Below are 26781 nucleotides of genomic sequence, written 5' to 3' on the forward strand. Positions count from 1 at the left end.
GGGCGCAATATGTGAAGACCTATTACGTCGAGGAGGGGTTTGAGCGGGTGACGGCGGGCTGCCCGGTTCCGATCGTGATCGCGGGCGGCAAGAAGCTGCCGGAGCTCGAGGCGCTGGACATGGCGTATAAGGCGATCGACCAGGGGGCGCTGGGTGTCGATATGGGGCGCAACATCTTCCAGGCGGAAGACCCGGTTGCGATGATCCAGGCGGTATCGGCGGTGGTGCACGATCTGGAGAAACCCGGGCAGGCATTCCAGCTCTACAACGATCTGAAGGGCAAGGGCTGACCCCGGCCTTTCCCTAGCAAGCGAACGCCCCGGCCAGGCGGCCGGGGCGTTTTGTTTGGGGGCGTTCAGGTCCGCGCGTTGCGGATGCGCAGGGCTTCCTCCTGATCGCTCTGATCGAGATATTCCGTCACCGCGTTGAGCGTGGCGACGGTTTCCGGCAGGATCACGTTTTCCAGCGCCCGCGCGCGGCGCTCGGTGGCGCGGTATTCGCGGATCAGCCGCAGGATATTGCGCCGGTGAAGCGCGGTGCGGATCGCGAGCGGCACCAGCGCGGCAAAGGCGCTGCGGCAGGCTTCGGCGGCGTCGGAGGCATCGGGCGCGGGCATCGGCTTTGGCGGCTCCCAACTCGCCATGACGGGTTGCAGCAGGCCGAGGCCGAGGAAATTGCGGCTGGTGAGCGCCAGCCCGTCTGCCGCGCCGTCGCCCGTCGGGTAAAGCGCAAGGCTGTCGAAGCCATGCCGCCCCAGCGCCGATTTCAGCGTTGCCACCGCGGTTTGCATCGCGGCATCGTACTCGGCCGACGCGGCGCGCCACGCGGCCAGTTCCTCCAGCAGCGTCGAGGCGAGCAGCATCCGCTTTTCATCGAGAAATTCGTAGCCGTTTTCGAGAAACCGCTGGTCCTCCGCGAGCGAGAGCGCCGCGCCCCGTGTGGGAATGACGTCAACCATCGGTGGCCTCCCCGGCGGTTTCCCGCAGCGGCGCGATATGGCGGGCGATCTGCTTGTCCGACAGCCGCGAAAGCTCCCGCTCCGGCAGCATCGCCAGCATCTCCCAGCCGATCGCGAAGCTGGCCTCGAAGGGGCGCATCTCTTCGTGGTGGACGAAGCGATCTTCGAAGGTGTTGCCGAAATCGAGATAGAGCCGGTCCACATCCGTCAGCCCGTCGCGCCCGACGACGCTGGACAGCACCCGCACCCGCGTGGCGCGGGCATAGCTGGAAAAAAGCTGTTGCGCGAGCGCCGGGTGATCGGGATGGGTGTAGCCCTCGCCGATCCCCTGATCCATCAGCCGCGACAGCGACGGCAGCACGTTGACCGGCGGGTAGATCCCTTTGTGTTCCAGCGCGCGGTCGAGCACGATCTGGCCTTCGGTGATGTAGCCGGTGAGATCGGGGATCGGGTGGCTGATATCGTCGGCGGGCATGGTCAGGATCGGCACCTGGGTGAGCGTGCCCGGCTTGCCCTCGACCAGACCGGCGCGCTCGAAGATGGTGGCGAGGTCGGAATACATGTAGCCGGGGTAGCCCTTGCGCGACGGAATTTCGCCGTGGCTGGCCGAGACCTCGCGCAGCGCCTCGCAATAATTCGTCATGTCGGTGAGGATCACCAGCACGTGCCGGCCTTCCTCGAAGGCGAGGTATTCCGCCGCCGTCAGCGCATAGCGCGGGGTCAGCAGGCGCTGGGCGGAGGGTTCGGAGGCGAGGTTGAGAAACATCGCGGTATGTTCCAGCGCCCCGGATTTTTCCATCGCGGTGCGGAACGCCTCGGCGGAATCGTAGGAAATGCCGATCCCGGCGAAGACCACGGCAAAGCCCTCGGCCCCCTCGCCGCGCAGCCGGGCGGTCTGGGCGATGCCGGCGGCGAGCCGGTCATGCGGCAGCCCGCCGGCGGAAAAGATCGGCAGCTTCTGCCCGCGCACGAGGCTGTTGAGGATGTCGATGGACGATACCCCGGTTTCGATGAAGTCCTGCGGCAGCCCGCGCAAGGCGGGGTTGATCGTGCCGGTATCGACGCGCTTGCGCACCATCGCGGGCACCGGCGCGCCGCCATCGCGGGGGCGGCCCACGCCGTCGAAGACGCGGCCAAGCAGGCCGGGGCCGAGCGCCATGGTCATCGGCTCGCCGCGGAAGCGCACGACCACATCGTCGATGCCGAGGCCGGCGGTGTTTTCCAGCAGCTCCACCACGATCCGGTCTTCGTCGAGCGCGACGATCCGGCCGGGGCGCACCCCGCCATCCGCCGCCTCGACCTCGACCGCCTCGCCAAGCCCCGCCTTCACCACCCGTTTGAGAAACAGGAGCGGGCCTTCGATGGCGGTGACGGAGCCGGTTGCGCGCAGTTCAAAGCTCATCCTGTCCCTCCAGTTTCAGGCCGCCAATGGCGGCGTCGATCTCGGCGGTGAGCGCGACGAAGGCGTCGAGATCGCCATCGGCGATCTCTTCGCCCATCCGCGACACCCGCCGATAGACCGGCAGTTCGGCAATCGCCTGCACATCGGCCCCGCGGGCGACGGCGGCGGTGGCCCGGTCGAAGAATTGCATCAGCACCGAGAGCATGGCGGTTTGCTTTTCGGGCGAGCAGGTGCGGTCCATCTCGGAAAATGCCGACTGGCGCAGAAAGGCATCGTCGACGAGGTCGGCGCAGAGCAGGGTGAGCTGCTGGCCCGGCGGCATCGCGTCCTTGCCGACGATCCGCGCCATGCGTTCCAGTTCGGCCTGCGCTTCGAGCAGGTCGAGCACGCGGCCACGCTGTTCGGGCCATTTCGGGTTGCCATGCGCCGTCCACCAGCCGGTGAGTCCGGCGGCGTCTTCGGAATAGCTCTGCAGCGGGTGGATCGCCGGGTAGAACCGGGCCTGCGCCCGGCCACGGTCGAGCCCCCAGAAGGAGCGCACGAAGCGCTTGGTGTGGCTGGTCACCGGCTCGGAGAAATCCCCGGCGGGCGGGCTGACCGCGCCGATGATCGTCAGCGATCCCTCGCCGCCGCCCAGCGTTTCGACCCGCCCGGCACGCTCGTAGAATTCCGACATCCGCGACGACAGATAGGCCGGGTAGCCGCTTTCGGAGGGCAGCTCGCCCAGCCGGCCCGACACCTCGCGCAGCGCCTCGGCCCAGCGGGAGGTGGAATCCGCCATCAGCGCGACGTTGAAGCCCTGATCGCGGAAATACTCGCCCACCGTCGCCCCGGTATAGATCGAGGCTTCGCGCGCGGCGACGGGCATGTTGGAGGTGTTGGCGACGATCACCGTGCGCTCCATCAGTGGCCGCCCGGTGCGCGGGTCTTCCAGCGCCGGAAACTCGTGCAGCACCTCGGCCATCTCGTTGCCGCGCTCGCCGCAGCCGACATAGACGATCACATCGGCATCGCACCACTTGGCGAGGGTTTCCTGCAGCACCGTCTTGCCGGTGCCGAAACCGCCGGGAATGGCGGCCCGGCCGCCGCGCGCCACCGGGAACAGGCTGTCGAGGATGCGCTGGCCGGTGACCATCGCGGTATCGGCGGGCAGGCGGTGCCGCACCGGGCGCGGCTGGCGCACCGGCCAGGTGTGGGTGAGCGCGATCTCGCGTTCGCTGCCATCGGGCAGGCGCAGAATGGCGACGCTGTCGTCCCTGGCGTAGCTGCCGGACTCGATGCTGGCCACCTCGGCCTGCGCCACCCCGGCGGGGACGAGGATGAACTGGTCTTTCGCCGGGCCGCTCACGCGGGCGAGCTTCTGGCCCGCGCTGACCCGGTCGCCGGGATTGACCATATGCTCCACGTCATAGCTCACCGGGGCGAGGTCATGGCGCAGCGGGCGCAACAGCCCGTCGAAGATATGGCCCAGCAGATGCGGGCCGAGCCGCACCGACAGCGGCGCCCCGGTGCCGGTGAGCATGTCGCCGGGGGCAAGGCCGGTGGTGTCTTCGTAAACCTGCGCGGTCATCTCGGTCGATGACAGCCGCACCACCTCGCCCAGCAGCGCATCATGGCCGACGCGCACCGCTTCGCCGAGGGTGATCGGGCCGTCCCGCCGGGCCTTGATGACCGGCCCGGCCACGGAGGTGATGAGCCCATGCGTCATGTTGCGTCCTCCCCGTCGCGTTCGATCTCGGCGAGCAGCCGCGCGCCAAGCTCCTGCGGGTTATCCATCAGGGCGGCGGTGGTGGCGTCGAGGCAGACAGCGCCGTCGCGGATGCGCAGGCCCGCCGCCAGATCGGCATCGGCGCGCAACTCCGGCGCAGTGCCGCAGGCCGCCTTCGCCGCCTTGGCGATGCTTTGCAGTTCGGCCTTGTCCCAGCCTGCGGGGTGCTCGATCACCCAGGCGCCGGGGATCAGCCGGCGCGCGGCCATCGCCACCGCCGCCTGTGCCCAGCCCTCGCGCGTTTCGGGATCGGCCCAAAGCGTGGCAAAGGCGGCCTCCAGCGCCGGCAGGCCGGTTTCGATCAGGCGGCTCGCCTCGCGCTGGCGCACTTGCCGCCGGGCCGTGTCGAGCCGGGCTTTCTCGTGCCGCCGGGCCTCGTCGCGCGCCCGGCGCAGCGCGCCGATCTCGTCATGCATCCGCTTGCGGGCGCGGGCATGGGCCCTGGCCACCAACACGGCGCCGGCCGCCTCCGCCTCGCGGTGTATCCGCTGCACTTCCTGCGCCGTCGCGGCCTCGATCCGGGCGATCAGCGCTTCGGCGCGGTCCGTGTGCCGTTCATCCGCCATCTCACACCTCGATTCCCAGCGCCCGGCGCACCTCGGTTTCGATATCCGGCACCGCAATGCTGCCGCGTGCATCGGGCACGATCGCCAGCAGCGGATCATCGCCGGTTTCCAGCGCCTGCGCCACGGGGCCAGGCAGGGCCGCCAGCGTTTCGGCGGTCATCATCAGCACCATTGCGTCGCGCGCCAGCTCACCGACAAGCGCGTCGAGCGCGCCCTCCTCGGGCACGTAGCTTGGCACGCCCGCCAGCCGGAACCCCGCCGCCGTCACCGCGTCGCCTATGAAGATCACGTCGCGCATATCCGGTGCCTCACACCGTGTTGAGGATCAGCACGGCCACGATCAGGCCGTAGATGGCGATCCCTTCGGCAAGGCCGACGAGGATCAGCAGCCGGCCGAGCAGTTCGGGCTTTTCGGTCATCGCGCCAACGGCGGCGCTGCCGACCATCGCCACGGCATAGGCTGCGCCGAGCGAGGCGAGGCCGGCGGCGATAGCGGCGCCGATCATCGCCAGCCCGGCATGGGGCGAGACGATGGCGGCAGAGGCCGCCTCGGCCTCCTGCGCGATGGCGGGATTGACCCAGAGATAGGTGAGCGCGATTGCGACCGGCACGGCCAGGGCGATCAGCCCGATCAGGGGTGCGATGGAGCGTTTCATGATGAGGTTCCCTCGTTGAAGTGAGATCGCGGGGCAGATAGCGGGCGAAACTCCCGCCCCTCCGCCCGGAAAAACCGGATGAAGAACTCGAACAGGATCAGGCGCGTCGTCTGGATGGCGGTGACCAATCCTTCGAGTGCCAGGATGATGATGTTGCCGATCAGCAGGGCGATCCAGAAGCCGGGCCCGGGCAGGGCCTCGGCCACGCCGACGATGGCGGCGGACAGCCCGGCATGGGCCAGAGCAAAGGCCCCGACCCGCGAGAACGACACGGTGGCGACGAGCAGGCGCATCATCGCCTCGACGAATTCGGCCAAAGCGGCGCCGGCGGCGGACAGGCTCCAGCCCGTTTCGCCCCGCGCGCCCGCGGCGGTGAGCACCAGCCCCAGCGGCAGGCCCCAGGCGAGCACCGGGACAAACCACGCGCCCAGCAGGCCAAGATAGGCCAGCGACAGCCCGCCATATCCGGCCAGCCAGTGCAGGCCCTGCCGGTGCCAGACGGCCTGGACGAAATCGAGCGCGAGGCCGAGAAGGAGCAGCGCCACGCCGATCCCCAGCGCCGCCACGAGCAGGGTGATCGGCTCGTCAAGCGGATGGACCCAGAGCGCGGGCACCACATGTTCGAGGCTGAAGACCGAGCCGAACAGCAGCCCGAACACCATCGCCACCGCGCCGCCCGGCACCAGCAGGAAGAGCATCGGGATCCGGCGCGAGAGCACCAGCCCCGCCACCAGCAGCACCGCGCCCTGACCGACATCGCCGAACATGAAGCCGAACAGCAGCGGCGCGATGAAAGCGGTGAGCAGCGAGGGGTCTATGTCATGGTCGGCGGGCACGCCGAGGAGGCGGGGGAAGAACTCGAAGGGCTTCAGCCACCACGGGTTGTCGAGCACCATCGGCGGGTTGCCGGCGACGGCGCTGTCGAGGCTGAGGGCGTAATCCACCTTCGCCCGGTCGAGTGCCGCGCGCAGCTCGGCCCCGTCGGCGGAGCGGGTCCAGCCGGTGATCCGCATCATGTGCCGGGTGGCGCTGATGTCGCCGGAGTTTTCCTGCAGCCATTCGAGCACCGCCACACGGTTGAGCAGCCCCTTGAGATCGGTTTGCGCGGCCAGCCGGTCGAGCGCGGCATGGCCCTCGCGGCAGGCGCTTTCGGTTTCGGCAATCTCGGCCTGCACCTGCGCGGCATAGGCGGCCTGCTCTTCGGGCAGGAAATCGGGCAGCGGCACCGGCGTTGCCGCCAGCATGCCCATCCGGGCCTCGACCTGCGGAATATCCTCGGGCGTGGCGATGATGATGGCAAAGGCCCCGTCCTGCGACGGGAAGACATGCAGCAGCGCGTCGCCGATCTCGCCGATCTCGGTATCGGCGTCGGACAGATAGTAGATCCGGTGATGGAGCAGATCGCTCCGGTGGCCGGAGAATTGTGCCAGCGGCGTGCCGGCATCCACCGCCTCGACGAGCCGGGCCACCAGCGCCAACTCGCCCTGCCGGGCCTCGCAGGCGCGCAGGCTCGACACGACCGGATCGGCCTCGTCGACCCAGGCTTCAAGCCGGGTCAGCGTGTCGTCCAGCAGCGCGATGGGGTTTTCCAGCACCAGCCCGGCATGGCCGCGCTCCTCGGGCCAGTAGCGGCCATATTCGGCTTCGAGCGCCCCGAAGGCGGTGAAGAAATCGTCGAGCCGGGGCAGGACCGGCTCGGACCCGTCGAGCGGCCGGGTTTCGAGCTGGGCTGCGCCGGTGGCGGCCAGCGTCTGCATCGTCAGGGCGAACTGGTCGCGGCCGGTGAGCAGCTCGAACCAGTGGGTGGCGCGTGGTCTCAGCATCAGCCTGCCTCCGCCGGCGCCCGGGCCGGAAACAGCAGCGCACGCAGCAAGGCACCACGCAGCCGCTCGAAGACAAGGGCCATCAGGCCGAGCCAGGCCAACGCCGCCACCGGCTCTTGCGCCTGCCGGCGAAAGACGCGATCGAGGTGCTGCCACAGCGCGGCGGTTTCGCTGGCGGGGCTGGGCTGGCCTTCGAGGAACCGGGCGAACAGCGGAGCGAGCGCCGTATCCATTGCCGGATCGCGGGCCGGGAGGCGGGTGGCAAACCCCGCGCGCCAGGCCTGCGAGATCGTCGCGCCCCGCGCCATCTGTTCCGCCAGTTCGGGGCTGCCGTCGAGCGGTGGCGGCATCCCGGCTTCGATCACGCGAAGATGCGGCAGCAGGGCGAACCAGCGCAGCGCCGGTTGCCAGGCGGGCGGCACCCAGGTGGCGACGCGGTCCACCGTTTCGGCCCAGGCCTGCCGCAGCGCCTCCTCGGTGGCGGCCCGGCTGCTCTCGCGGCCAAGCCGGGCGACGATGCCCGCGAGCGAGGTGCGGCTTGCCGCGTCGAGGCATTGCGAAAAATCGCGGCTGGTTTCGATCATCTGCCAGTCCGCAGGCGAAGGAACGCTGGCGAGGCGGGCCTGCAGGCGGACATGGGCATATGCGAAACCGGCCTGTCTCATGATGTGTCGAGCCCCACGAGACGGCGCGCGAGCCTGAGGGCGGCGGCTGAAATATCGGCGGCGGCCACATCCGCCTCGTGATCCTGCCGTTCCGCGTCGAAGGCGGCGGCGAGCTCGGCCCGGTCGGCCTCGATCTGCCGCTGCATGCCGGCATGAAGCGCCTGAACGCGCCGGTCGGTGCGCGCCTCTATGCGATGTTCCTGCGCATGGGCGGCCTGACGGATTGCCTCCGCCGCCTGCCGCCCCTCGGCAAGACGCGCATCGGCGGCCTTTTCGCCGTCGAGCACACGGGCGATGTTGCCGGTGCCGCTGTCCGCTGCCGCAAGACGAGGATCAACCTCTTTCATGACCATTCCTCCCCACAGCCGCAAGTTTCATGGGAATCACCCTGCATTGCCTTGATCTGGCGCAGAGAAATGGCCCGTCAGGGCGGTTCGGTGCGGATCTGCACCGGTACGGGCATGGCCCCTACCGTTTTGCCTCCGGCATGCCTAGAAAGGCGCAAGCGGATGCGCAGCCAGAGGAGCGGCGGATATGAACGATCTCGCAGGAAAGACGGCGCTGGTGACCGGCTCGGTGCAGGGTATCGGGCTGGGAGTGGCGAAGGCGCTGGCCGGCGCGGGCGCGCGGATTGCCGTGCACGGGCTGGCGACGCCAGAGCAAGCCGCCGAAGCGCTGGAGGCCGTGACCGCCGCCGGTGCGCCCGAGGCGCGGTTTTTCGATGCCGATCTGCGCGACGTGGCGGCGATCGAAGCGATGATGGCGGAACTGGCCGATTGGGGCGGCGTCGATATTCTCGTCAACAATGCCGGGATTCAGAAAACCGTGAGTCTGGCCGATGCCGATGCGGCAACATGGGATGCGGTGATCGGGGTCAACCTGTCGGCCGCCTTCCACACCATGCGCCTCGCCATGCCCGCGATGGCCGGGCGCGGCTATGGCCGGGTGGTCAACATCGCCAGTGTGCATGGGCTGGTGGCCTCGGTGAACAAGGCGCCTTACGTGTCGGCCAAGTTCGGGCTGGTCGGGCTGAGCAAGGTGGCGGCGCTGGAATATGCGGCGGCGGGCAATCGCGAGAGCGGCGGCGTCACGGTCAACTGCATCGCGCCGGGCTGGACCGAGACCGAGCTGATCGAGCCGCAGATCCAGGCCCGCGCCGCGGACCATGGTGGCGACAGGGCGGCGGGTGTGGCCGATCTGCTGAGCGAGAAGCAACCGAGCCTGCGTATGACCTCAACCGACGAGATCGGTGCTCTGGCGCTGTGGCTGTGCCATCCGATCGCCCATAACGTGACCGGCACCACGATCCCCGTCGATGGCGGCTGGACGGCGCAATAGCCGGGCCGCGCTATCGGATTTGTGCCGCCGCAAAGGGCGCGGGGGCGGAAATCGCGCCCAAAATCCGGGCGCTTGCTGCATCGCAGCATGCGAGGGGCGGCGCGTGCTTGCCTTTGCCGCGACGGCGGGTGACGCTGGAGGCATAAGGCCCACGGGCCGCGTTCCCTTTCCTTCCATGGGACACGTCACGCCACCCGGCCAACCGCTCTTCTCCTCCCTACGGCGCGGTCGGGTGGCTGACGCCGGGGCATTCCCCACCAACAGGACTTCTTCAGCTTGCGGGCAGGTCGTAGCCGAAATGGGCGATCTCTTCGGCGCAGGCGCGCGCCACCGCCGCTGCCGCGCCGGGGAATTGCGCGTAGATCTCCGCCACCGATGCGCCCTCTTTCGGGCGCGACTGGCCCTTGGCGCTGAGCCCGCGAAAGACCTCCCAGACATCGCCAAGGCCGATCGCGGCAAGCTCGGCTTCGAGGTTTTCATAGGCCAGATAGGTGTCGAGCCGGGCCGGGCCGGAGAGCGGCGCGATCTCGGTGTTCACGTCGATCAGATCGGGGTTTTGCGCCACGAAGGCGCCGAAATCGAGTCCGGGCAGGGTGCGCCGCCGCCAGTAATAGCGCGAGATCACCGCGTCGAACGGGTTCCGCCAGATGGTGATCTTGCGATAATCCCGCCAGATCGCAGCGGGGATGCGGGCTTTCAGGCTTGGCGCGGTCTCGTGCGCCACGAAACCGCCCGCGCTCACGGAGCCATCCGGCCAACGTGTATTTTCGAAATTCTGCGCGCCGCGCCCGGCGAGCGCCTGCCGGGCCTTTTCATCGCCCCAGCCAAGCGGGGTGATGACGCAATCCGGCCCGCAAAAGGCCGACAGAGCCATCTCGAACGATGAGCCGCCGACCTTCTTTGTCTTGATGAAGATGAGTTTGCGGGTGTGCGAAACGATCATCGGGCGGCACAGGCCCCGGCGCGGTCAGATGCCGCGCGCGAGGATTTCGCCGTTATTGTCCGGGTCCATGTCGTGATATTCGCGGCGCACCACGCCCTGGTACTGGGCGAACTCGGCCTGAACGTTCTCGGGGAACATCGACACCTTGAAGCCTTCGAAGCCGGGCAGCCCGCGCAGGACCGTCGATATCGAATTGGCGCAGAACGCCTTTGGCACCGCGCCGTATTCCTGCACCGCGCGCAGCGCCTGCTCGGCCACGGCGGCGGGCACCACCAGATCCTGCCGCACCACGCGCCAGGTCGTGCGCGAATGGTAGTCGATGTAGAAATCGACCGCCGGGTCGGTCATGCCGAAGACCACGTCGTTGCGCTCGGGCAGGCGGGGGTGATGAAAGCTGCCGGCCGGATCGAACAGCACCCGTTCCGACGGGGCCGACACCATCAGCGCCGCATGGCCGCCATTGCCGGAACGTTCGTTGATGACGGTGAACAGCGTCAGCGTCGGCGGGCCGGAGGTGGAGAAGCGCGCGCGTTCGACGGCCTCGTCCGGCGCCCAGACGGATTCGGCGCTGCCGCAGGCGGCAAGACCGAGAAGGAGGGTGAGCAGAACGAAAATGCGTCTCATAGCGGCAGCATACCCCGGTAATTCAAAAACTGTGTGACATCCGGAGCGGAGGCGCAGGCGCGCGCGCCCCGGACGCCGAGATCAGGCGTTGAAGATCGCCATGAAGATGAGAATCGCGAAGATCGCGATGACGGAACGCACCGTGATCTTGATGAAACCCTCGTAGGTCTTTTCCTGCACGCGGGTATCCATCGTGCCGTGTTGATGTTCAGCCATATCTTTCTCCCTAACCATCTTTGCGTGGTCGTGATATCAATCGACGCTTAGACGATTTGTCGCGCCCTGTCACGGCCCCGGATGCCCCCTGAGTCGCAGGCGTGGCAGACAGGGCGCAGGCGCTGATTTTCCCTTGCCACCCTGGGCGATCCGGCCTATACGCCCGACTTCAACCGCGCGGCCGGCCGATGTGGCATGCCGAGTCGCGCTATTCTGGTAACCTCGCAAGGAGACCGAAATGCCCAAGATGAAGACCAAGTCGAGCTGCAAGAAGCGGTTCAGCATGACGGCCTCTGGCCGCGTCAAGACGGGCCAGGCCGGCAAGCGCCATGGCATGATCAAGCGTCACAAGAAGTTCATCCGCCAGGCGCGGGGGACGACCCTGTTGTCGAAGGCTGATGAGCAGATCATCAAGCCGATGATGCCCTATTCGCGCTAAGGAGGCTTGAGACATGTCCCGCGTTAAAGGTGGAACCACGACCCACGCCCGTCACAAGAAAGTCCTGAAGGCCGCGAAAGGCTATTACGGCGCCCGTTCGCGCAACTTCAAGACCGCGACCCAGGCCGTCGACAAGGCCAATCAATATGCGACCCGCGACCGCAAGCAGCGCAAGCGCAACTTCCGCGCGCTGTGGATCCAGCGGATCAACGCCGCCGTGCGCGCTCATGACGAGGCGCTGACCTATTCGCGCTTCATCAACGGCCTCGGCAATGCCGGGATCGAGGTGGACCGCAAGGTGCTCGCCGATCTCGCCGTGAACGAGCCGGAAGCCTTCGGCGCCATCGTCGACAAGGCGAAAGCCGCGCTGGCCTGATCCGGGCGGCAGAGTGATTTCGGGATGCGCCGGCCTTAAGTGCCGGCGCATTTTCGTTTCGGCATGGCCCATTGCCCTCCTGCCGCCACCGTATAATGGTGGGCCTGCGGATCGGCGTGACGGCGGTCCGGTGACGGGTCGCGCGGGGAGCCGATGAGCATCGTCATCTTCGTCAATGGGGCCGTGATCCTGTTCGCGGCGGTGCTGATGGCGGCCGACGCGGCGCTGTTTCCGGCCACGGCGGGTGTGTTCCTCACCGCCGCCGTGCTGGCCGGGGCGGTGGGCCTCTTCGTGATGATCGCCACCCGCAGCGCCAAGGCGCGGCTCGACCGGCTTCACGCCTTTCTGCTCACCGCCTCGATCTGGCTGGTCGCCGGGCTTGTCGGCGCGTTGCCGTTATGGGTCTGGGCGCTTGATCCGGTGGATGCGATCTTCGAGGCGATGTCGGGCATCACCACCACCGGATCGACGGTGATGAGCGGGCTCGACGACACGCCGCGCGGCATCCTGTTCTGGCGGGCGCTGTTGCAATTGCTGGGCGGCGTCGGCTTCGTTGTCACCGGCATGGCGCTGCTGCCGATGCTGCGGGTGGGCGGGATGCAGCTTTACCGCACCGAAAGCTCGGAAAAGGGCGAGAAGGAACTGCGCACAGCCGCGGCCTATGCCCTTGCCACGCTGACGATCTATCTGGGCCTCGTTCTGCTGGCGGCGATCACCTACTGGGCCGGCGGCATGTCGCCCTTCGATGCCACGACCCATGCGATGACCACGCTCTCCACCGGCGGTTATTCCAACTACGATGCCTCCTTTGGTCATTTCACCAGCCCGTTCCTGCAATGGTCGGCGACGCTGTTCATGCTGGCGGGCGGGCTGCCCTTCGTGTGGTATATCCGCGTCTATACCCGGCGGACCTTTCATTCCGAACAGGTGACGGCCTTTCTGGGCAGCGTCGCCGTGGTGATCCTGCTGCTCACCGTCTGGCTCGCCTGGGCCGATGCGGTGCCGCTTGCCGTGGCCCTGCGGCTGGTGGCGTTCAACGTTGTGTCGGTCGTCACCACCACCGGCTATGCCACCGCCGACTACCTCACATGGGGGCCGGTCTTTGCCGTCGCCTTCTTCGTGCTGACGCCGGTCGGCGGCTGCACCGGCTCGACCGCGGGCGGGGCGAAGGCGATGCGCTGGCTGATCCTGTTTCGCGCGGTGAAGGACCGGGTGCGCGCGATCAACCTGCCGCATGGCGTGTTCGTCACCCGCTACGAGGGCCGCGCGGTCTCGGACGATGTGCTTTCGGGCGTGGTCTCGTTCTTCTTTTTCTACGTGCTCACCGTGGGCGTGGTGGCGATCATCCTCGATTTCGAGGGGCTCGACACGCTCACCGCGCTCTCCGCCGCGCTGACGGCGGTGGCCAATGTCGGCCCCGGCGTGGGCGAAATCGTCGGCCCGGCGGGCAATTTCGCCACGCTCCCCGACTTCGCCAAATCCGTCCTCGCCTTCGCGATGTATGCGGGCCGGCTGGAAATGCTCACCGTCTTCGTGCTGTTCACCCCGGCCTTCTGGCGGGCGCTCTGAGCCGCGCAAAGCCTTGTGGCGCTGGACAAGCTGCGTTAGCAAGCCTCGAACCTGAATTGAGGAAGCCGGGATGGACGATCTGAGGCAGAAATATCTGGACGCGATTGCCGGGACCGACAGCGAAGCGGCGCTGGAAGAGATCCGCGTCGCCGCCGTGGGCAAGAAGGGCGAAGTGGCGCTGGCGATGCGCGAGCTGGGCAAGATGACGCCGGAGGAACGGCAGGTCATGGGCCCGAAGCTGAACGCCCTGAAGGATGAGATTAACGCGGCGCTGGCGGCCAAGAAAGAGGCGCTGGGCGATGCGGCTCTGGATGAACGGCTGAAGACGGAATGGCTCGACGTGACCCTGCCGGCGCGGCCCCGCCCGGCAGGCACGATCCACCCGGTTTCGCAGGTTACCGAAGAAGTCACTACGATCTTCGCCGATATGGGCTTCTCCGTCGCCGAAGGGCCGCAGATCGAAGACGACTGGCACAATTTCGACGCGCTCAACATCCCGCCGCACCACCCGGCGCGGCAGGAATTCGACACGTTCTACATGCACCGCGCCGAGGGCGATAACCGCCCGCCGCATGTGCTGCGCACCCATACCTCGCCGGTGCAGATCCGCGCGATGCTGGAGCATGGCGCGCCGATCCGCGTGATCGCGCCGGGGCGGGTGTATCGGTCGGATTACGATCAGACCCACACGCCGATGTTCCATCAGGTCGAGGGGCTGGCGATTGGCAAAGACATCTCGATGGCGAACCTCAAGTGGACGCTGGAGGAATTCTGCCGCGCCTTTTTCGAGGTCGACGAGGTGGAACTGCGCTTCCGCGCCTCGCATTTCCCGTTCACCGAACCCTCCGCCGAGGTCGACCTGCGCTGCTCGTGGGAAGACGGCAAGCTGCATGTGGGCGAGGGCGACGACTGGATGGAAATCCTCGGCTCCGGCATGGTGCACCCGAAGGTGCTGGAAGCCGCCGGCGTGGACCCGAACGAATGGCAGGGCTTTGCGTTCGGGATCGGGATCGACCGGCTGGCGATGCTTAAGTATGGCATCCCGGATTTGCGGGCGTTCTTTGACTCGGATTTGCGGTGGTTGAAGCACTACGGGTTCAGCGCGCTGGATATGCCGACGATGCGGGGTGGGTTGAGCCGGTGAGCACGAGTTTCATCGCCACGCCCGAGGGTGCGGACTACGCGAGAAACGCGGCTGCCATGGCGGTCGGGTTCTCGATAGCAAATGCCTCTCAGTATCTATTCGCGCCGAAGAAGACAGCCAAACAGATCTTGGCTACAGAGCTTGGGGCATACGCTGTTGTCTCGATCTTTACGATCAACCTGCTTGCTTCCAATTTCGGCACGATAGCTGGTCCGATTTCGGAGAGTGCGGCAAACTGGGCTAGGATAGCGCTAAGTTTCGGCATTGGCTCACTCGCAAGCATTGTGTTCATGATGCTCGATGGTTCGCGACGTCTGGTGTTCGACAACGGGCAAGCCTTCAGATTTCCCAACGCCGTCTTTCTTTCAATGATGATGGCGGTGTTCTCGGTGGCATTCGCTGGGCTCCTCAGAATCATAGGATAGAGAAATGAAATTCACACTCTCCTGGCTGAAAGACCACCTCGACACCACGGCCTCCGTGGACGAGATCGCCGAGGCGCTGACCGATCTCGGCCTCGAAGTCGAGGGCATCGAGAACCCGCTGGCCACGCTTGAGGGCTTCACCCTTGGCCGCGTCAAATCCGCCGTCCAGCACCCTGACGCTGACCGTCTGCGCGTGTGCATCGTCGAGACTGACGAGGGCGACAAGCAGATCGTCTGCGGTGCGCCGAACGCGCGCGAGGGGATCACCGTGGTTGTCGCCAAGCCCGGCGATTATGTGCCCGGCATCGACGTGACGCTCAGCGTCGGCAAGATCCGTGGCGTCGAGAGCCACGGCATGATGGCCTCGGAGCGCGAGCTGGAATTGTCGGACGAGCATAGCGGCATCATCGAGCTGCCCTCGGGCGAGGTCGGCCAGAGCTTCGCCGCCTGGATGGCGCAGAACCGGCCCGAGAAGGTCGACCCGGTGATCGAGATCGCCATCACGCCGAACCGCCCCGATGCGCTCGGCGTGCGCGGTGTGGCGCGAGACCTTGCGGCGCGCGGCCTCGGCACGCTGAAGCCGGAGAAGACGGCCAATGTGCCCGGCACCTTCGAATGCCCGATCACCGTCACCATCGACGACGATACCCGCACCGATGGTTGCGAGGTGTTCATGGGCCGGCTGATCAAGGGCGTGAAGAACGGCCCCTCGCCGGACTGGCTGCAACAGCGCCTGCGCGCCATCGGGTTGCGTCCGATTTCGGCGCTGGTCGATGTGACCAACTTCTTCACCTATGACATGAACCGCCCGCTCCACGTGTTCGACGCCGACAAGGTGCGCGGCAATCTCCGCGTGCACCGCGCCAAGGGTGGCGAAACGCTCGTGGGTCTCGACGAGAAGGAATATACCTTCCCCGAAGGCGCGGTGGTGATCTCGGATGACGAAGAGATCGAGAGCATTGCCGGGATCATGGGGGGGCTGCGCACCGGCTGCACCGAGGAGACGACGAATGTGTTCCTCGAAGCCGCCGTCTGGGACAATATCCAGATCGCCAAGACCGGCCGTGCGCTGAAGATCAATTCCGACGCCCGCTACCGCAACGAACGCGGTATCGACCCGGGCTTCAACGCCCCCGCGATCGAGCTGGCGACGCAGATGATCATGGAGCTGTGCGGCGGCGCGCCGTCGAGCGTGGTGGTGGCCGGCGAGGTGCCGGATACCGACCGCGCCTACAAGCTCGACACCGACCGTGTGCAATCGCTCGTCGGCATGGATATTCCCGCCGAGGAACAGCGCCGCACGCTGCAGGCGCTGGGCTTCAGGCTGGACGGCGATATGGCCCATGTGCCCTCGTGGCGCCCCGATGTGCTGGGCGAGGCCGACCTTGTGGAAGAGGTGGCGCGCATCGCCAGCCTCACCAAGCTGGTCGGCAAACCGATGACGCGCGCCTCCACCGGCGTGCCGAAGCCCGTGCTCACGCCGCTGCAAAAGCGCGAGGGCCTGGCCCGGCGCACCATGGCCGCGCTCGGCTATAATGAGGCGGTGACTTATTCCTTCATCGACCAGACCTCCGCCGAACTGTTCGGCGGCGGAGCCGATGCGACGATGCTGGAAAACCCGATCTCGTCGGAAATGTCGCATATGCGGCCCGATCTGCTGCCGGGCCTGCTGCAAGCCGCCGCCCGCAACCAGGCGCGCGGCTTCATGGACCTTGCGCTGTTCGAGGTCGGCCCCGCCTTCGACGGTGGCGAGCCGGAGGAAAGCCATCTGCAAGTGGCCGGCCTGCTCGTCGGCGGCTCTGCCCCGCGCGATCCGTGGGGGTCGCGGCGCAATGTCGATGTCTACGATGCCAAGGCCGATGCCGAGGCGGTGCTTGCCGCCATCGGTGCGCCGGCCAAGGTGATGGTGCTGCGCGATGCGCCCGCCTGGTGGCATCCGGGCCGCTCGGGGCGTGTCGGGCTCGGGCCGAAAAACATCATCGCCACTTTCGGTGAGGTGCACCCGAAAGTGCTTGACAGGATGGGTGTGAAAGGCCCCGCCGTGGCCTTCACCGTATGGCCCGAGCGCGTGCCCTTCCCGAAATCCACCGGTGCCACCCGTCCGGCGCTCGGCGCGTCCGACCTGCAACCGGTCGAGCGCGATTTCGCCTTCGTGGTGGATCGGGATGTCGAGGCGCTGGCCCTCGTCAACGCCGCCGCCGGGGCCGACAAGGCGCTGATCGAGAGCGTGCGGGTGTTCGACGAATTCCATGGCGAGAAGGCCGAGGCGCAGATGGGGGCGGGCAAGAAGAGCCTCGCCATCACCGTGCGCCTGCAACCGCGCGACAAGACCCTCACCGACGCCGAGATCGAGGCGGTCGGGGCGAAGATCGTCGACAAGGTGGCGAAGGCCACCGGCGGCAGCCTGCGCGGCTGATAGCGACTGGCACCGACTCGGCGTCGGTGCCATGCTGCCCCCATGTTCAGAGACCGACAGGATGCGGGCAAGCAACTCGCCGAGGCGCTGGCACAGCTCGATTTGCCGGACCCGGTGGTGCTTGCGCTGCCGCGGGGCGGCGTGCCCGTGGCCCTGCCCATCGCCCGGCGGCTGAACGCGCCGCTCGATCTGTTGCTGGTGCGCAAGATCGGCGTGCCGGGCAACGCCGAACTGGCCGCCGGGGCGGTGGTCGAGGGGGCGGAGCCGGTGTTCAACGCCGATGTGCTGCGCAGCTTCGGGCTGACCGAAGCGCGGCTGGCCGATGCGGTGGAGAGCAAGCGCGCCGAGATCGCCGCCCGCCGTAGGCTCTGGCTCGGGGCGCGGGCGCCGGTGCCGCGCGCGGGCAAGACGCTGATCGTCGTCGATGACGGCATCGCCACCGGCGCGACGATGCGCGCGGCGCTCTCGGGCCTTGTGGGGGCGGAGCCGGCCGCCATCGTTCTTGCCGTGCCCGTCGCCCCGCCCGAAACGCTCGCGGCGCTGGAGGCGCTGTGCACCAGCGCGGTATGCCTCGAAACGCCGGCCTTCTTCGGTGCGGTCGGCGCCCATTACGCGCGCTTCGACCAGGTGGCCGATGCGGCAGTGGCCGAGATGATCGGCGCGGCCTGATCCGGGCGGGGAAGTGCCGCCGGTTTTTCCCCGAAAGATTTGCGGTTGCCGCTCGCCTGTTTATGCTATCTTAACGCGAGTTAACGCCAACATTGGCGGAAACGTTCTGGGTATGGGGACAGCAATGCTTAAAGAATTCAAAGATTTCATCGCCAAGGGCAATGTCATGGACATGGCCGTCGGGATCATCATCGGCGCGGCGTTCACGGCCATCGTCACTTCGCTGGTCACTGACCTGATCAACCCGATCATCGGGCTGTTCACCGGTGGGCTCGACTTCACCAACAACTATGCCGTCCTGTCGGGCGACGTGACCGACGGCGCCTCGCTCGAAGCGGCGCGCGAAGCCGGGGCGGCGGTGTTTGCCTATGGCTCGTTCATCATGGCGATCATCAATTTCCTGATCATCGCCTTCGTGGTGTTCATGCTGGTGCGCTACGTGAACAAGGTGAAAGACGCCGCCGTGAAGAAGGAAGAGGCCGCGCCCGAGGCGCCCGCAGGCCCCTCGGAGATCGACCTGCTCAAAGAAATCCGCGACTCGCTCGCCGCCAAATAAATGGCGCCCGGACTATCGGAAGGGGACGGCCCGCCGTCCCCTTTTTGGTGCCCGCTGCCGGGCGCCGGACCGATCGCGGCCCGCGGCGCGATCCCGAAACAAATCCGGCGATTTCCGCGTTGACACGCGCGGCGCGCAGGGCTATCTGCCCCTTCACGGTGAATGGCGTGGTAGCTCAGCTGGTTAGAGCACAGCACTCATAATGCTGGGGTCGGCGGTTCAAGTCCGCCCCACGCTACCACCGGATCTCCCCCCTTCATCTTGCCGGAAATATCCCGGGGGTGTGGGGGCAGAGCCCCCACCCGGCCTTACCTCCCCAAAGCCAGTTTTGCCGAGATCACGTCAATCCCCTGCGCCATGCCCACCGGGTAGCAGGTGAGCTGCCCGGCATGGACGTTCAGCCCGTCGAGCAGGTGGGGATCGTCTTCGCAGGCCTGCCGCCAGCCCTTGTCGGCCAGCGCCAGCAGGAAGGGCAGGGTGGCATTGCCGAGCGCCAGCGTCGAGGTGCGGGCGACGGCGCCGGGCATGTTGGCCACGCAGTAGTGCATGATCCCGTCCACCTCGTAGGTCGGGTCTTCATGGGTGGTGGCGTGGCTGGTCTCGAAGCAACCGCCCTGGTCGATGGCCACGTCCACCAGCGCGGCGCCTGGCTTCATCGTGCCCAGCATCTCGCGGGTGACGACCCTGGGCGCGGCGGCGCCGGGCACCAGCACCGCCCCGATCACCATATCGGCGCCGGCCACCAGTTCGGCGGTGAGGCCGGAGGAGGTGAAGCCGGTGGAAAATTCCTGGCGGAAGCCGTCATCGAGCTGGCGCAGGCGGGTGAGCGACTTGTCGAGCACCGTCACATCGGCGCCCATGCCGGCGGCCACCCGGGCGGCTTGCGTGCCGACCACGCCGCCACCGATCACGACCACTTTCGCCGGGCCGACGCCGGGCACGCCGCCCATCAGCACGCCGCGCCCGCCATTGGCCTTCTGCAGTGTCCAGGCGCCGACCTGCGGCGCCAGCTTGCCGGCGACTTCCGACATCGGCGCGAGCAAGGGCAGCCGCCCGTCGGGATCGGTGACCGTTTCATAGGCGATTGCGGTCACGCCGCTCGCCAGCAGATCCCGGGTTTGTTCCGGGTCGGGCGCGAGGTGGAGGTAGGTAAACAGCACCTGTCCCTCGCGCAGCATCTTGCGTTCGCCGGCCTGTGGCTCCTTCACCTTCACGACGAGCTCGGCGCGGGCGAAGACCTCCTGCGCTGTCTCCGCCACCTGCGCGCCGACCGCGCGGTAATCGTCGTCGGTGAAGCCGGCACCGTTTCCCGCGCCGGTCTCGACCAGCACCGCGTGGCCGTGTGCGATCACTTCGGCGGCGGCGCGTGGCGTGAGGCCGACGCGGAACTCCTGTGGTTTGATTTCTTTCGGGCAACCGATGAGCATGAAAACCTCCCTTTCCTTCTGCCGCCAATCTGCGCCGGAATTTGCGCAAATGCTTTGACAATATTGCGATCCGCGGGCATGGCCTGTGGTGAAAACTTCGAAAAATCTGCAGCCGATTGAAAGGATCTTCACCAAACATGGATTTGGATAGCATGGACCGCCGTATTCTGACCGTTCTGCAAAAGAGCGGTCGAATGTCGAACGCCGATCTTTCCGAACGGGTCAATCTCTCGGCCTCGGCCTGCCACCGGCGGGTGCAGCGGCTGGAGAAAGAGGGCTATATCAGCGATTACGTCGCACTGGTGAATCCGCGCCGGATCGGGCTGCCCACCACTGCCTTTGTCGAAATCACCCTGTCGGGCCAGGCCGACGAATTGCTCGACGCCTTCGAGCGCGAGGTGGCCCGGGTGCCGGAAGTGCTGGAATGCCACCTGATGGCGGGCAAGTCCGATTATCTGCTGAAGGTCGTGGCGCAGGATACCGACGATTTCGCCCGTATCCACCGCCAGAAGCTCGCCCGGTTGCCCGGTGTGCTGGGGATGCAATCGAGCTTCGCGCTGCGCACGGTGTTCAAAACCACGGCGCTGCCGGTCTAGGCGGCGGCAAGGCCATCCGGCCCGCGGTCGAGCGGCTTTTCGCGGATCGGCAGGTGGATCAGCGCCGAGAAGGTGCCCACGCCGACGCCGATCCACCAGACGAAGGTGTAATCCCCGGTCAGGTCATACATCCGGCCGCCCAGCCAGACGCCGAGGAAACTGCCGAGCTGGTGCGAGAAAAAGACGATGCCATAGAGCGTGCCCATGTAGCGCAGCCCGTAGATATGCGCGATGAGGCCAGAGGTGAGAGGCACGGTGGCAAGCCAGAGGCTGCCCATCGAGATCGAGAACAGCACCACGCTGGTGGGGGTGATCGGAAAGATGATGAACAGCGCCGCAATCACCGTGCGCGCGGCGTAGATTCCGGCGAGCAGGTATTTCTTCGGCAGCCGGTTGCCAAGTGCCCCCGCCGCCAGCGTGCCCGCGATGTTGGCGAGCCCGATCAGCGAGATCGAGACCGCGCCGAGCGCAGAGGTGGTCGCCACGCCGAGCGAGGCGAGCGTGCCCGACGGGTCGATCGCGCCGCACATCTCGGTGACGAAGGCGGGGAAATGGGCGGTGATGAAGGCAAGCTGATAGCCGCAGGAGAAGAAGCCGAGAAAGATCATCGTGTAGGACGGGTCGCGGAAGGCCGTTTTCAGCACCGTGCCGAGGCTCTCCTCCAGCTCCGCCTTGTTGGCGGTGGTGGGCGTGCGCATCATCGGCAGCAGGAGCAGGCTGCCGAGGATCACGGCGGCGAAGATGAAAAACACCTGTTGCCAGGGCATCAGTGAGAGCAACCATTCCGCCAGCGGGGCGCCAACCACCTGGCCCGCCGAGCCGGCTGCCGTCGCGACCGCGAGTGCCATCGAGCGGTGCCGGTCCGAGGCGGCGCGCCCGACCACGGCCAGGATCACCCCAAAGCCGGTGCCGGCGATGCCAAAGCCCACGGCAACTTCCAGCATCTGGTGCTGAAGCGGGGTGACGGCGTAGGCCGAGGCCACCAGCCCACCGGCATAGAGCAGCGCACCGAGGATGATCGCGCGCCGGTCGCCCAGCTTTTCGGCGAGGGCGCCGAAGATCGGCTGGCCGATGCCCCAGGCGAGGTTCTGGATGGCGATGGCGAGCGAGAACTCCGCCCGTGCCCAGCCGAACTCGCTGGCGATAGGGATCTGGAACACCCCGAAGCTCGCCCGAACGGCAAAACTCAGCATCAGAATGAGAGAGCCGGTGAAGAGCACCGGCGTGACAAGGCGCGCGCTGTTCATGATATTCTCCGTCGCGGCACGCTCGGCGATAAGCCCTGCCCCGTCAATCGCTTTTCAACCGCCGGCGCGGCTTGTATGCGTGGAGCATGAGCGAGACGATTGCCGAAATCTATGCCGCCCGCGTGGCGGATGGCGCCCTGCACCCCGACCCGGCGCAGGAGGCGGTTCTGCCGATGCTCGAAGACATCCGCCATCACCTCGAAACCACCAGGCTGAAGCGCAAGGGCATTCTCGGCGGGCTGTTTCACAAGCCGCAGGAGGTGCCGCAGGGGCTGTATCTCTGGGGGGGCGTGGGGCGCGGCAAGTCGATGCTGATGGACCTGTTCGTCGGCCATCTGGATATTCCCGACAAGCGGCGGGTGCATTTTCATGCGCTGATGCAGGAGGTGCATACGGGGATGCACGCGGCCCGCGCGAACGGCGTCGCGGATGCGCTGGCGCCGGTGGCCGAGAAGCTGGTGAAAGGCGTGCGCCTGCTGGCGCTCGACGAGATGCAGATCACCGATATCACCGATGCGATGATCGTCGGGCGGCTGTTCGAGAAGCTGTTCGAGGCCGGGGTGGTGGTGATCACCACCTCCAACCGTCCGCCGGAAGAGCTTTACAAGAACGGGCTCAACCGCCAGCTTTTTCTGCCCTTCATCGACATGATCCGTGAGCGGCTCGTGGTGCATGAGCTGGTGAGCCCGAAGGATTACCGGCAAAACCGGCTGGCGGGTGCGCAGACCTATTTCACCCCGCTTGGCCCCGAGGCGCAGGCCGGGATCGACGCGATCTGGAAGAGCTTCACCAATCATGGCCAGCCGCGCCCGCTGGTGCTGACGGTGAAGGGGCGTGAGGTGGAGCTGCCTGCCGTTTGCTCCGGTGTGGCGCGGGCAAGCTTCTACGATCTCTGCGCCAGGCCGCATGGCCCGGCCGATTACCTCGCCATCGCCGAGGCGGTGCGGATGCTGATCCTTGAAAACATCCCGGCGCTGGGGCGCGGCAATTTCAACGAGGCGCGCCGGTTCGTGACGCTGATCGACGCGCTGTACGAGGCTCATGTGCGCCTGATCGCCTCGGCGGCGGCGGAGCCGGAATATCTCTATATCGAGGGCGAGGGGAGCTTCGAGTTCGAGCGCACCGCCTCGCGGCTGCGCGAGATGCAATCGGCGGATTGGGCGCGCTGAACAGAAAACCGCCCCGGCGAGGGGCCGGGGCGGCAGGTGCACCTTTCCGGGTCTTTTATGGGAGACGACAGCCCGGTGTCTGAAGTGGCGCGATCAGAGCGACCCCGCCGGTATTCGCTGCGCCCCTGACGGCGCTTTCGTTCTCGGCCCCTGCGATCCTGTTATGGCCTGTGTCGATCGCTTCGAAGCTTCGATGCCGTTGGTTCGTCTGGTGTGGGCGTATATCGGTGATTTTGTGATCACAAATTTCGGGAATACGCTCGTGAACCGCCGAACCTTCTTGTGTCCCCCTATCCCCTGTCCTGCTCGACAGGTTGGTGCCGTTTTTGGTTAGCCACCCGTTAATTCGATATGTCAACATTTAGACTGAAGTGCTTGAATTCGTCAATATAATGGGTTGACGAAGATGAAAATTGCCCTAATGCGCCAAAAATTGAGTCGCGCCAATGGGTTGAGTCGCTTTTCTGGGCGTGTGGCGTGCGGGCGGCGAAATTTTTTTCTTGTGATCACGAACGGAATGCGGCGGATCCACGCGCAGAAGGGCGCGTCAGCCGTTCTCGCGAAGCACCTGTCCGGCGAGGTAGAGCGAGCCGCAAATCAGCAGCCGCGCCTGCGGATGATCGGCGGTAATCGCAGCGATGGCGCTGGCCACGTCCGGCGCCGTGCCGCTCCCGATCCCCGCGGCCGCGGCGATCCGGGCGGTCTCTTCCGCCGGCAGCGTTGCCGCTTCGCCGGGGATCGAAACGGCGGTGAGCGTGGCGGCATGGGGTGCGAGCGGGCGCATGAACCCGGCCACGTCCTTGGTGTTGAGCATGCCGCAGATCAGGTGCGTGGGCCGGTCGGGCAGGCGGGCCAGCACCCGCGCCAGCATCTCGCCCGCCGCCGGGTTGTGCCCGCCATCGAGCCAAAGCTCCGCCGCGCCCGCCGCCTCGACCAGCGGGCCGTGGCGCAGACGCTGCATCCGCGCGGGCCAGGTCACATCGGTCATCGCCGCGGCGCAGGCCGCTTCGCCGTAGCCGAGTGCGCGCAGCGCCGCCAGCGCCATCCCGGCATTGTCCACCTGGTGCTCGCCGATCAGGGCGGGCATCGGCAGATCGAGCAAGCCGGTTTCGTCCTGAAACACCAGCCGCCCGTGTTCTTCCCAGACATGCCAGTGCTGCCCGTGGGCAATCATCGGCGCGCCGAGCTTTGCCGCCCGCGCCTCGATCACCTCCAGCGCCGCCTCTTCCTGCCGCCCGACGATCACCGGCACACCCGGCTTGATGATCCCGGCCTTCTCGCCCGCAATCGCCTCCAGCGTCTCGCCGAGAAACTGGGTGTGGTCGATGGAGACGGGGGTGATGATCGTCAGCGCCGGCTTGTCCACCACGTTGGTGGCGTCGAGCCGTCCGCCAAGCCCGACTTCGAGCAGCGTGTAATCGGCCGGTGTCTCGGCGAAGGCCATCAGCGCGGCAACGGTGGTGATCTCGAAATAGGTGATGTTGCCGCCGTCATTGGCGGCGTAGCACCTGTCGAGCACTTCCGTCAGCGCGGCTTCGGAAATCAGCTCGCCCGCAAGCCGGATCCGCTCGTGAAACCGCGCCAGATGCGGGCTGGTATAGGCATGGACCCGCTTGCCATCCCCTTCCAGCCCGGCGCGGATCATCGAGAGCGTGGACCCCTTGCCGTTGGTGCCGGCGATATGGATCACCGGCGGCAGGCGGCGTTCGGGGTGGCCGACAGCCGCGAGCAGCCGCCAGACACGGTCCAGCGTCAGGTCGATCACCTTGGGATGAAGCGCCATCATCCGGTCGAGGATGATGTCGGAGCCGGGGGCGCTCACTCTTTCGCGGCCTCTTCGGCAGGGGCGGGGGCGGGCAGCGGCGCGGGCAGATCGCCCTTCACCGCCGGTGTGTCGCGCATGAGCATCCGCAGGATGATGACGAGTTCGTCCTTGATCGCCTTGCGGTGGGTCACCCGGTCGAGCATCCCGTGGTCGAGCAGGTATTCGGCGCGCTGGAAGCCCTCGGGCAGCTTTTCGCGGATCGTCTGTTCGATCACGCGGGGGCCTGCGAAACAGATCAGCGCGTTGGGCTCGGCGATATGCACGTCGCCCAGCATCGCATAGCTTGCCGTCACCCCGCCGGTGGTGGGGTGGGTCAGCACGACGATATAAGGCAGCCCCGCCTCGCGCACCATCTCGACCGCCACGGTGGTGCGGGGCATCTGCATGAGCGAGAGAATCCCCTCCTGCATCCGCGCCCCGCCAGCGGCGGAAAACAGCACCAGCGGGCGCTTCAGCTTCACCGCGCGCTCGGCGGCGGCGATGATCGCGTTGCCCACATACATGCCCATCGAGCCGCCCATGAAGGCGAAATCCTGCGCCGCGGCCACGATCGGCGTGCGCCCGATCTCGCCCTCGGCCACCAGCATCGCCTCTTTCTCGCCGGTCGCCTTCTGGGCGGCCTTCATCCGGTCGGGATAGCGTTTCTGATCCTTGAAATGCAGCGGATCGGCGACCGGCACGGGCACGTCGATCTCGGAAAAGATCCCGCCATCGAACAGTGCGGCGAACCGGTCGCGCGGGGTGATCGCCATGTGATGCTCACAGGAGGAACAGACATTCAGGTTTTGCTCAAGCTCGCGGTGGAACAGCATCTGCCCGCATTCGGGGCACTTGATCCACAGGTTCTCGGGCACTTCGCGGCGCGAGAAGAGCGAGTTGATCCGGGGCCGGACGTAGTTGGAAATCCAGTTCATCGTTGGTCCTCGTCTGCTTGGCCCTACCTAAGCCGCGTCGCCGCTATTTGCAATCGGGCGGTGGCGGGCCATCCAGCGCCACCACAGCGCGAAGATCACGGCCATCGCGGCGGTCTGCGTCAGGATCGAATAGGTGGCGTAGCCGCTCCTGAGTTCCATCTCGACGACGAAGAGCGAGAAGCCGGCCAGGTTGCCCTTGAGCCCGATGGCCGCCAGCGCCGCGTTGTTGCCGAAATGCAGGCCAATGGCGGCGGCGAGATTGCCGGTGCGCAGCGTCACGAAGGCGGCGAAGGTGCCCATGAGCGTGGCGTTGAGCACATAGGCGGCGGCGTTGATCGTGCCGTAGGTGGTGGCGTCGAAATGCAAAAGGCCGAACAGGAGCGAGGGCGCCACGGCCCAGATCAGCGGCGAGCGGAACCGGGCGCGGAGCTGTTGCAGCAGGTAACCCCGAAACACCGCTTCTTCGGCGAGGACCTGCAGGAAGATGAGCGCGAGCGCCGGCAGCAGGATCAGTGCCCATGTGGCGGGCGGCAGGTTCAGCTCCAGCGGTGGCGAGACGCCGGCGGGCAGAACCGCGTGCTCGACGGCGATGAGCGCGTAAAGCACGGTGGCGATCCCCAACGTCACCGCCGCGCCGCGCCAGAGATGGGCGGGGTTCAGCCGCCCTTCTGGGCCGAACAGGCTGCGGTAGCGGCGCCGGTGCAGGAGCGGCAGCACGATGGCCAGAGCGATGTGAAAGCCGATGAAGCTGGCGAAGAAGGCGGCGGCGCTGGCCGGATCGTTGCCCCGCGCGACCTCCCAGACCGGGCGACCGATGAGCGCGGCGCCGCCGGTGATCGCCCCGAACGAGGCCGCCACCCACACAGCGAAGATCAGCACGGTTCCCAGCGCGCTGCGCCAGATCTGATTGCGCGCCAATGCGGGCTGCCAGAAGGGGGGATGTGTCATGCTCTGCTCCGGGTGGCTGCGACCTGATACCGCCCCGCGCCCGGTGCCGTCCAGCGCCTTGCCGGCTTGCACCGCGCGGTTTGCTCGCCTACCAGAAGTGAC

At 66.9% G+C, this 26781-nt stretch carries 29 protein-coding genes and 1 tRNA gene; 13 read left to right on the plus strand and 17 right to left on the minus strand.

Annotation, left to right across the window (positions count from 1 at the left end; genetic code table 11):
* Positions 1 to 290: beta/alpha barrel domain-containing protein (locus QMG28_RS13245; RefSeq protein ID WP_491850073.1), on the plus strand; the 290-nt coding region annotated here is incomplete at its 5' end.
* A gap of 65 nt (positions 291 to 355) precedes the next feature.
* Here QMG28_RS13245 and QMG28_RS13250 read toward each other — a convergent pair.
* Genes QMG28_RS13250 through QMG28_RS13290 form a run of 9 tightly spaced genes read right to left on the minus strand, consistent with a single transcriptional unit; the run spans position 356 to position 8185 of the window.
* The gene (locus QMG28_RS13250) at positions 356 to 958 is read right to left on the minus strand and encodes a V-type ATP synthase subunit D (protein WP_281842793.1); all 603 of its coding nucleotides are present in this window, start codon (positions 956 to 958) and stop codon (positions 356 to 358) included.
* Positions 951 to 2360, minus strand: coding sequence for a V-type ATP synthase subunit B (locus QMG28_RS13255; protein ID WP_281842794.1), 1410 nt, complete (start codon positions 2358 to 2360; stop codon positions 951 to 953). The genes QMG28_RS13250 and QMG28_RS13255 overlap by 8 nt, the downstream gene beginning before the upstream one ends.
* Positions 2350 to 4068 (minus strand): V-type ATP synthase subunit A, encoded by a 1719-nt coding sequence (locus QMG28_RS13260; protein WP_281842795.1) that lies wholly within the window; start codon positions 4066 to 4068, stop codon positions 2350 to 2352. The genes QMG28_RS13255 and QMG28_RS13260 overlap by 11 nt, the downstream gene beginning before the upstream one ends.
* Entirely contained in the window at positions 4065 to 4694 is a 630-nt protein-coding gene (locus tag QMG28_RS13265) for a hypothetical protein (RefSeq protein ID WP_281842796.1), read from the minus strand. The genes QMG28_RS13260 and QMG28_RS13265 overlap by 4 nt, the downstream gene beginning before the upstream one ends.
* A 1-nt stretch (position 4695) precedes the next feature.
* The gene (locus QMG28_RS13270) at positions 4696 to 4992 is read right to left on the minus strand and encodes a V-type ATP synthase subunit F (protein WP_281842797.1); all 297 of its coding nucleotides are present in this window, start codon (positions 4990 to 4992) and stop codon (positions 4696 to 4698) included.
* Positions 4993 to 5002: 10 nt separating this feature from the next.
* Positions 5003 to 5350, minus strand: a complete 348-nt coding sequence (locus QMG28_RS13275) for an ATP synthase subunit C (protein WP_281842798.1) — start codon at positions 5348 to 5350, stop codon at positions 5003 to 5005.
* Positions 5347 to 7173, minus strand: a complete 1827-nt coding sequence (locus QMG28_RS13280) for a V-type ATPase 116kDa subunit family protein (protein ID WP_281842799.1) — start codon at positions 7171 to 7173, stop codon at positions 5347 to 5349. Before QMG28_RS13280 ends, QMG28_RS13275 begins: the two co-directional genes overlap by 4 nt.
* Entirely contained in the window at positions 7173 to 7838 is a 666-nt protein-coding gene (locus tag QMG28_RS13285; protein ID WP_281842800.1) for a hypothetical protein, read from the minus strand. Before QMG28_RS13285 ends, QMG28_RS13280 begins: the two co-directional genes overlap by 1 nt.
* The gene (locus tag QMG28_RS13290; RefSeq protein ID WP_281842801.1) at positions 7835 to 8185 is read right to left on the minus strand and encodes a hypothetical protein; all 351 of its coding nucleotides are present in this window, start codon (positions 8183 to 8185) and stop codon (positions 7835 to 7837) included. Before QMG28_RS13290 ends, QMG28_RS13285 begins: the two co-directional genes overlap by 4 nt.
* 187 nt (positions 8186 to 8372) lie before the next feature.
* Between QMG28_RS13290 and QMG28_RS13295 the strand changes: the two genes are divergently transcribed.
* The gene (locus QMG28_RS13295) at positions 8373 to 9176 is read left to right on the plus strand and encodes a 3-hydroxybutyrate dehydrogenase (RefSeq protein ID WP_281842802.1); all 804 of its coding nucleotides are present in this window, start codon (positions 8373 to 8375) and stop codon (positions 9174 to 9176) included.
* A gap of 271 nt (positions 9177 to 9447) precedes the next feature.
* Here the strand turns inward: QMG28_RS13295 and QMG28_RS13300 are convergent, their stop codons facing one another.
* The 3 genes from QMG28_RS13300 to QMG28_RS13310 form a co-directional block, all read right to left on the minus strand.
* Positions 9448 to 10119, minus strand: a complete 672-nt coding sequence (locus tag QMG28_RS13300) for a hypothetical protein (RefSeq protein WP_281842803.1) — start codon at positions 10117 to 10119, stop codon at positions 9448 to 9450.
* A 24-nt stretch (positions 10120 to 10143) separates the two neighbouring features.
* Entirely contained in the window at positions 10144 to 10743 is a 600-nt protein-coding gene (locus QMG28_RS13305; RefSeq protein WP_281842804.1) for a hypothetical protein, read from the minus strand.
* An 81-nt stretch (positions 10744 to 10824) separates the two neighbouring features.
* The gene (locus QMG28_RS13310) at positions 10825 to 10959 is read right to left on the minus strand and encodes an aa3-type cytochrome c oxidase subunit IV (protein ID WP_281842805.1); all 135 of its coding nucleotides are present in this window, start codon (positions 10957 to 10959) and stop codon (positions 10825 to 10827) included.
* Positions 10960 to 11197: 238 nt separating this feature from the next.
* Between QMG28_RS13310 and rpmI the strand changes: the two genes are divergently transcribed.
* From rpmI to QMG28_RS13355, 9 genes are all read left to right on the plus strand, one after another.
* Positions 11198 to 11398 carry a 50S ribosomal protein L35 gene (gene rpmI / locus QMG28_RS13315; RefSeq protein WP_281842806.1) on the plus strand — a complete coding sequence of 67 codons (201 nt, stop codon included), beginning with the start codon at positions 11198 to 11200 and terminating at the stop codon, positions 11396 to 11398.
* A 13-nt stretch (positions 11399 to 11411) separates the two neighbouring features.
* Entirely contained in the window at positions 11412 to 11774 is a 363-nt protein-coding gene (rplT, locus tag QMG28_RS13320; protein ID WP_281842807.1) for a 50S ribosomal protein L20, read from the plus strand.
* Positions 11775 to 11927: 153 nt separating this feature from the next.
* Positions 11928 to 13343, plus strand: a complete 1416-nt coding sequence (locus QMG28_RS13325) for a TrkH family potassium uptake protein (RefSeq protein WP_281842808.1) — start codon at positions 11928 to 11930, stop codon at positions 13341 to 13343.
* 70 nt (positions 13344 to 13413) lie between these two features.
* Positions 13414 to 14487, plus strand: coding sequence for a phenylalanine--tRNA ligase subunit alpha (pheS, locus tag QMG28_RS13330; RefSeq protein WP_281842809.1), 1074 nt, complete (start codon positions 13414 to 13416; stop codon positions 14485 to 14487).
* A complete protein-coding gene (locus QMG28_RS13335) occupies positions 14484 to 14912 on the plus strand; it encodes a hypothetical protein (protein ID WP_281842810.1) in 429 nt (142 codons plus the stop codon). The genes pheS and QMG28_RS13335 overlap by 4 nt, the downstream gene beginning before the upstream one ends.
* 4 nt (positions 14913 to 14916) lie before the next feature.
* A complete protein-coding gene (pheT, locus tag QMG28_RS13340; protein ID WP_281842811.1) occupies positions 14917 to 17328 on the plus strand; it encodes a phenylalanine--tRNA ligase subunit beta in 2412 nt (803 codons plus the stop codon).
* 42 nt (positions 17329 to 17370) lie between these two features.
* The gene (locus QMG28_RS13345; protein WP_281842812.1) at positions 17371 to 17997 is read left to right on the plus strand and encodes a phosphoribosyltransferase; all 627 of its coding nucleotides are present in this window, start codon (positions 17371 to 17373) and stop codon (positions 17995 to 17997) included.
* Positions 17998 to 18121: 124 nt separating this feature from the next.
* Positions 18122 to 18553 (plus strand): large conductance mechanosensitive channel protein MscL, encoded by a 432-nt coding sequence (mscL, locus tag QMG28_RS13350; RefSeq protein ID WP_281842813.1) that lies wholly within the window; start codon positions 18122 to 18124, stop codon positions 18551 to 18553.
* A gap of 164 nt (positions 18554 to 18717) precedes the next feature.
* Positions 18718 to 18794, plus strand: a tRNA-Met gene (locus tag QMG28_RS13355).
* A gap of 67 nt (positions 18795 to 18861) precedes the next feature.
* Here QMG28_RS13355 and ald read toward each other — a convergent pair.
* Complete coding sequence (ald, locus tag QMG28_RS13360) at positions 18862 to 19980, minus strand: alanine dehydrogenase (protein WP_281842814.1); 1119 nt, start codon at positions 19978 to 19980, stop codon at positions 18862 to 18864.
* Between the two features lie 137 nt (positions 19981 to 20117).
* Between ald and QMG28_RS13365 the strand changes: the two genes are divergently transcribed.
* Positions 20118 to 20576, plus strand: a complete 459-nt coding sequence (locus tag QMG28_RS13365; protein WP_281842815.1) for an Lrp/AsnC family transcriptional regulator — start codon at positions 20118 to 20120, stop codon at positions 20574 to 20576.
* Here the strand turns inward: QMG28_RS13365 and QMG28_RS13370 are convergent.
* A complete protein-coding gene (locus tag QMG28_RS13370; protein ID WP_281842816.1) occupies positions 20573 to 21823 on the minus strand; it encodes an MFS transporter in 1251 nt (416 codons plus the stop codon). The two genes, QMG28_RS13365 and QMG28_RS13370, sit on opposite strands and share 4 nt — an antisense overlap.
* An 86-nt stretch (positions 21824 to 21909) precedes the next feature.
* On the opposite strand from QMG28_RS13370, the gene zapE reads away from it, so the two are divergent.
* Positions 21910 to 22992: a cell division protein ZapE gene (zapE, locus tag QMG28_RS13375; protein WP_281842817.1), complete on the plus strand. Its 1083-nt coding sequence runs from the start codon at positions 21910 to 21912 to the stop codon at positions 22990 to 22992.
* Between the two features lie 547 nt (positions 22993 to 23539).
* Here zapE and QMG28_RS13380 read toward each other — a convergent pair.
* Genes QMG28_RS13380 through QMG28_RS13390 form a run of 3 tightly spaced genes read right to left on the minus strand, consistent with a single transcriptional unit; the run spans position 23540 to position 26679 of the window.
* Positions 23540 to 24814, minus strand: coding sequence for a bifunctional folylpolyglutamate synthase/dihydrofolate synthase (locus tag QMG28_RS13380; protein WP_281842818.1), 1275 nt, complete (start codon positions 24812 to 24814; stop codon positions 23540 to 23542).
* Entirely contained in the window at positions 24811 to 25731 is a 921-nt protein-coding gene (gene accD / locus QMG28_RS13385; protein WP_281842819.1) for an acetyl-CoA carboxylase, carboxyltransferase subunit beta, read from the minus strand. Before accD ends, QMG28_RS13380 begins: the two co-directional genes overlap by 4 nt.
* Positions 25732 to 25758: 27 nt before the next feature.
* Positions 25759 to 26679, minus strand: coding sequence for a CPBP family intramembrane glutamic endopeptidase (locus QMG28_RS13390; RefSeq protein ID WP_281842820.1), 921 nt, complete (start codon positions 26677 to 26679; stop codon positions 25759 to 25761).
* Positions 26680 to 26781: the final 102 nt, after the last annotated feature.

Source organism: Sinisalibacter aestuarii, from assembly GCF_027923545.1.
In the GTDB taxonomy this organism is placed as follows: Bacteria; Pseudomonadota; Alphaproteobacteria; order Rhodobacterales; family Rhodobacteraceae; genus Sinisalibacter; species Sinisalibacter aestuarii.

Bases quoted from the DNA above. Each gene is read 5' to 3' on its own strand.
- QMG28_RS13250 (WP_281842793.1), bottom strand. From the start codon at position 958: ATGGTTGACGTCATTCCCACACGGGGCGCGGCGCTCTCGCTCGCGGAG.
- QMG28_RS13255 (WP_281842794.1), bottom strand. From the start codon at position 2,360: ATGAGCTTTGAACTGCGCGCAACCGGCTCCGTCACCGCCATCGAAGGC.
- QMG28_RS13260 (WP_281842795.1), bottom strand. From the start codon at position 4,068: ATGACGCATGGGCTCATCACCTCCGTGGCCGGGCCGGTCATCAAGGCC.
- QMG28_RS13265 (WP_281842796.1), bottom strand. From the start codon at position 4,694: ATGGCGGATGAACGGCACACGGACCGCGCCGAAGCGCTGATCGCCCGG.
- QMG28_RS13270 (WP_281842797.1), bottom strand. From the start codon at position 4,992: ATGCGCGACGTGATCTTCATAGGCGACGCGGTGACGGCGGCGGGGTTC.
- QMG28_RS13275 (WP_281842798.1), bottom strand. From the start codon at position 5,350: ATGAAACGCTCCATCGCACCCCTGATCGGGCTGATCGCCCTGGCCGTG.
- QMG28_RS13280 (WP_281842799.1), bottom strand. From the start codon at position 7,173: ATGCTGAGACCACGCGCCACCCACTGGTTCGAGCTGCTCACCGGCCGC.
- QMG28_RS13285 (WP_281842800.1), bottom strand. From the start codon at position 7,838: ATGAGACAGGCCGGTTTCGCATATGCCCATGTCCGCCTGCAGGCCCGC.
- QMG28_RS13290 (WP_281842801.1), bottom strand. From the start codon at position 8,185: ATGAAAGAGGTTGATCCTCGTCTTGCGGCAGCGGACAGCGGCACCGGC.
- QMG28_RS13295 (WP_281842802.1), top strand. From the start codon at position 8,373: ATGAACGATCTCGCAGGAAAGACGGCGCTGGTGACCGGCTCGGTGCAG.
- QMG28_RS13300 (WP_281842803.1), bottom strand. From the start codon at position 10,119: ATGATCGTTTCGCACACCCGCAAACTCATCTTCATCAAGACAAAGAAG.
- QMG28_RS13305 (WP_281842804.1), bottom strand. From the start codon at position 10,743: ATGAGACGCATTTTCGTTCTGCTCACCCTCCTTCTCGGTCTTGCCGCC.
- QMG28_RS13310 (WP_281842805.1), bottom strand. From the start codon at position 10,959: ATGGCTGAACATCAACACGGCACGATGGATACCCGCGTGCAGGAAAAG.
- rpmI (WP_281842806.1), top strand. From the start codon at position 11,198: ATGCCCAAGATGAAGACCAAGTCGAGCTGCAAGAAGCGGTTCAGCATG.
- rplT (WP_281842807.1), top strand. From the start codon at position 11,412: ATGTCCCGCGTTAAAGGTGGAACCACGACCCACGCCCGTCACAAGAAA.
- QMG28_RS13325 (WP_281842808.1), top strand. From the start codon at position 11,928: ATGAGCATCGTCATCTTCGTCAATGGGGCCGTGATCCTGTTCGCGGCG.
- pheS (WP_281842809.1), top strand. From the start codon at position 13,414: ATGGACGATCTGAGGCAGAAATATCTGGACGCGATTGCCGGGACCGAC.
- pheT (WP_281842811.1), top strand. From the start codon at position 14,917: ATGAAATTCACACTCTCCTGGCTGAAAGACCACCTCGACACCACGGCC.
- QMG28_RS13345 (WP_281842812.1), top strand. From the start codon at position 17,371: ATGTTCAGAGACCGACAGGATGCGGGCAAGCAACTCGCCGAGGCGCTG.
- mscL (WP_281842813.1), top strand. From the start codon at position 18,122: ATGCTTAAAGAATTCAAAGATTTCATCGCCAAGGGCAATGTCATGGAC.
- ald (WP_281842814.1), bottom strand. From the start codon at position 19,980: ATGCTCATCGGTTGCCCGAAAGAAATCAAACCACAGGAGTTCCGCGTC.
- QMG28_RS13365 (WP_281842815.1), top strand. From the start codon at position 20,118: ATGGATTTGGATAGCATGGACCGCCGTATTCTGACCGTTCTGCAAAAG.
- QMG28_RS13370 (WP_281842816.1), bottom strand. From the start codon at position 21,823: ATGAACAGCGCGCGCCTTGTCACGCCGGTGCTCTTCACCGGCTCTCTC.
- zapE (WP_281842817.1), top strand. From the start codon at position 21,910: ATGAGCGAGACGATTGCCGAAATCTATGCCGCCCGCGTGGCGGATGGC.
- accD (WP_281842819.1), bottom strand. From the start codon at position 25,731: ATGAACTGGATTTCCAACTACGTCCGGCCCCGGATCAACTCGCTCTTC.
- QMG28_RS13390 (WP_281842820.1), bottom strand. From the start codon at position 26,679: ATGACACATCCCCCCTTCTGGCAGCCCGCATTGGCGCGCAATCAGATC.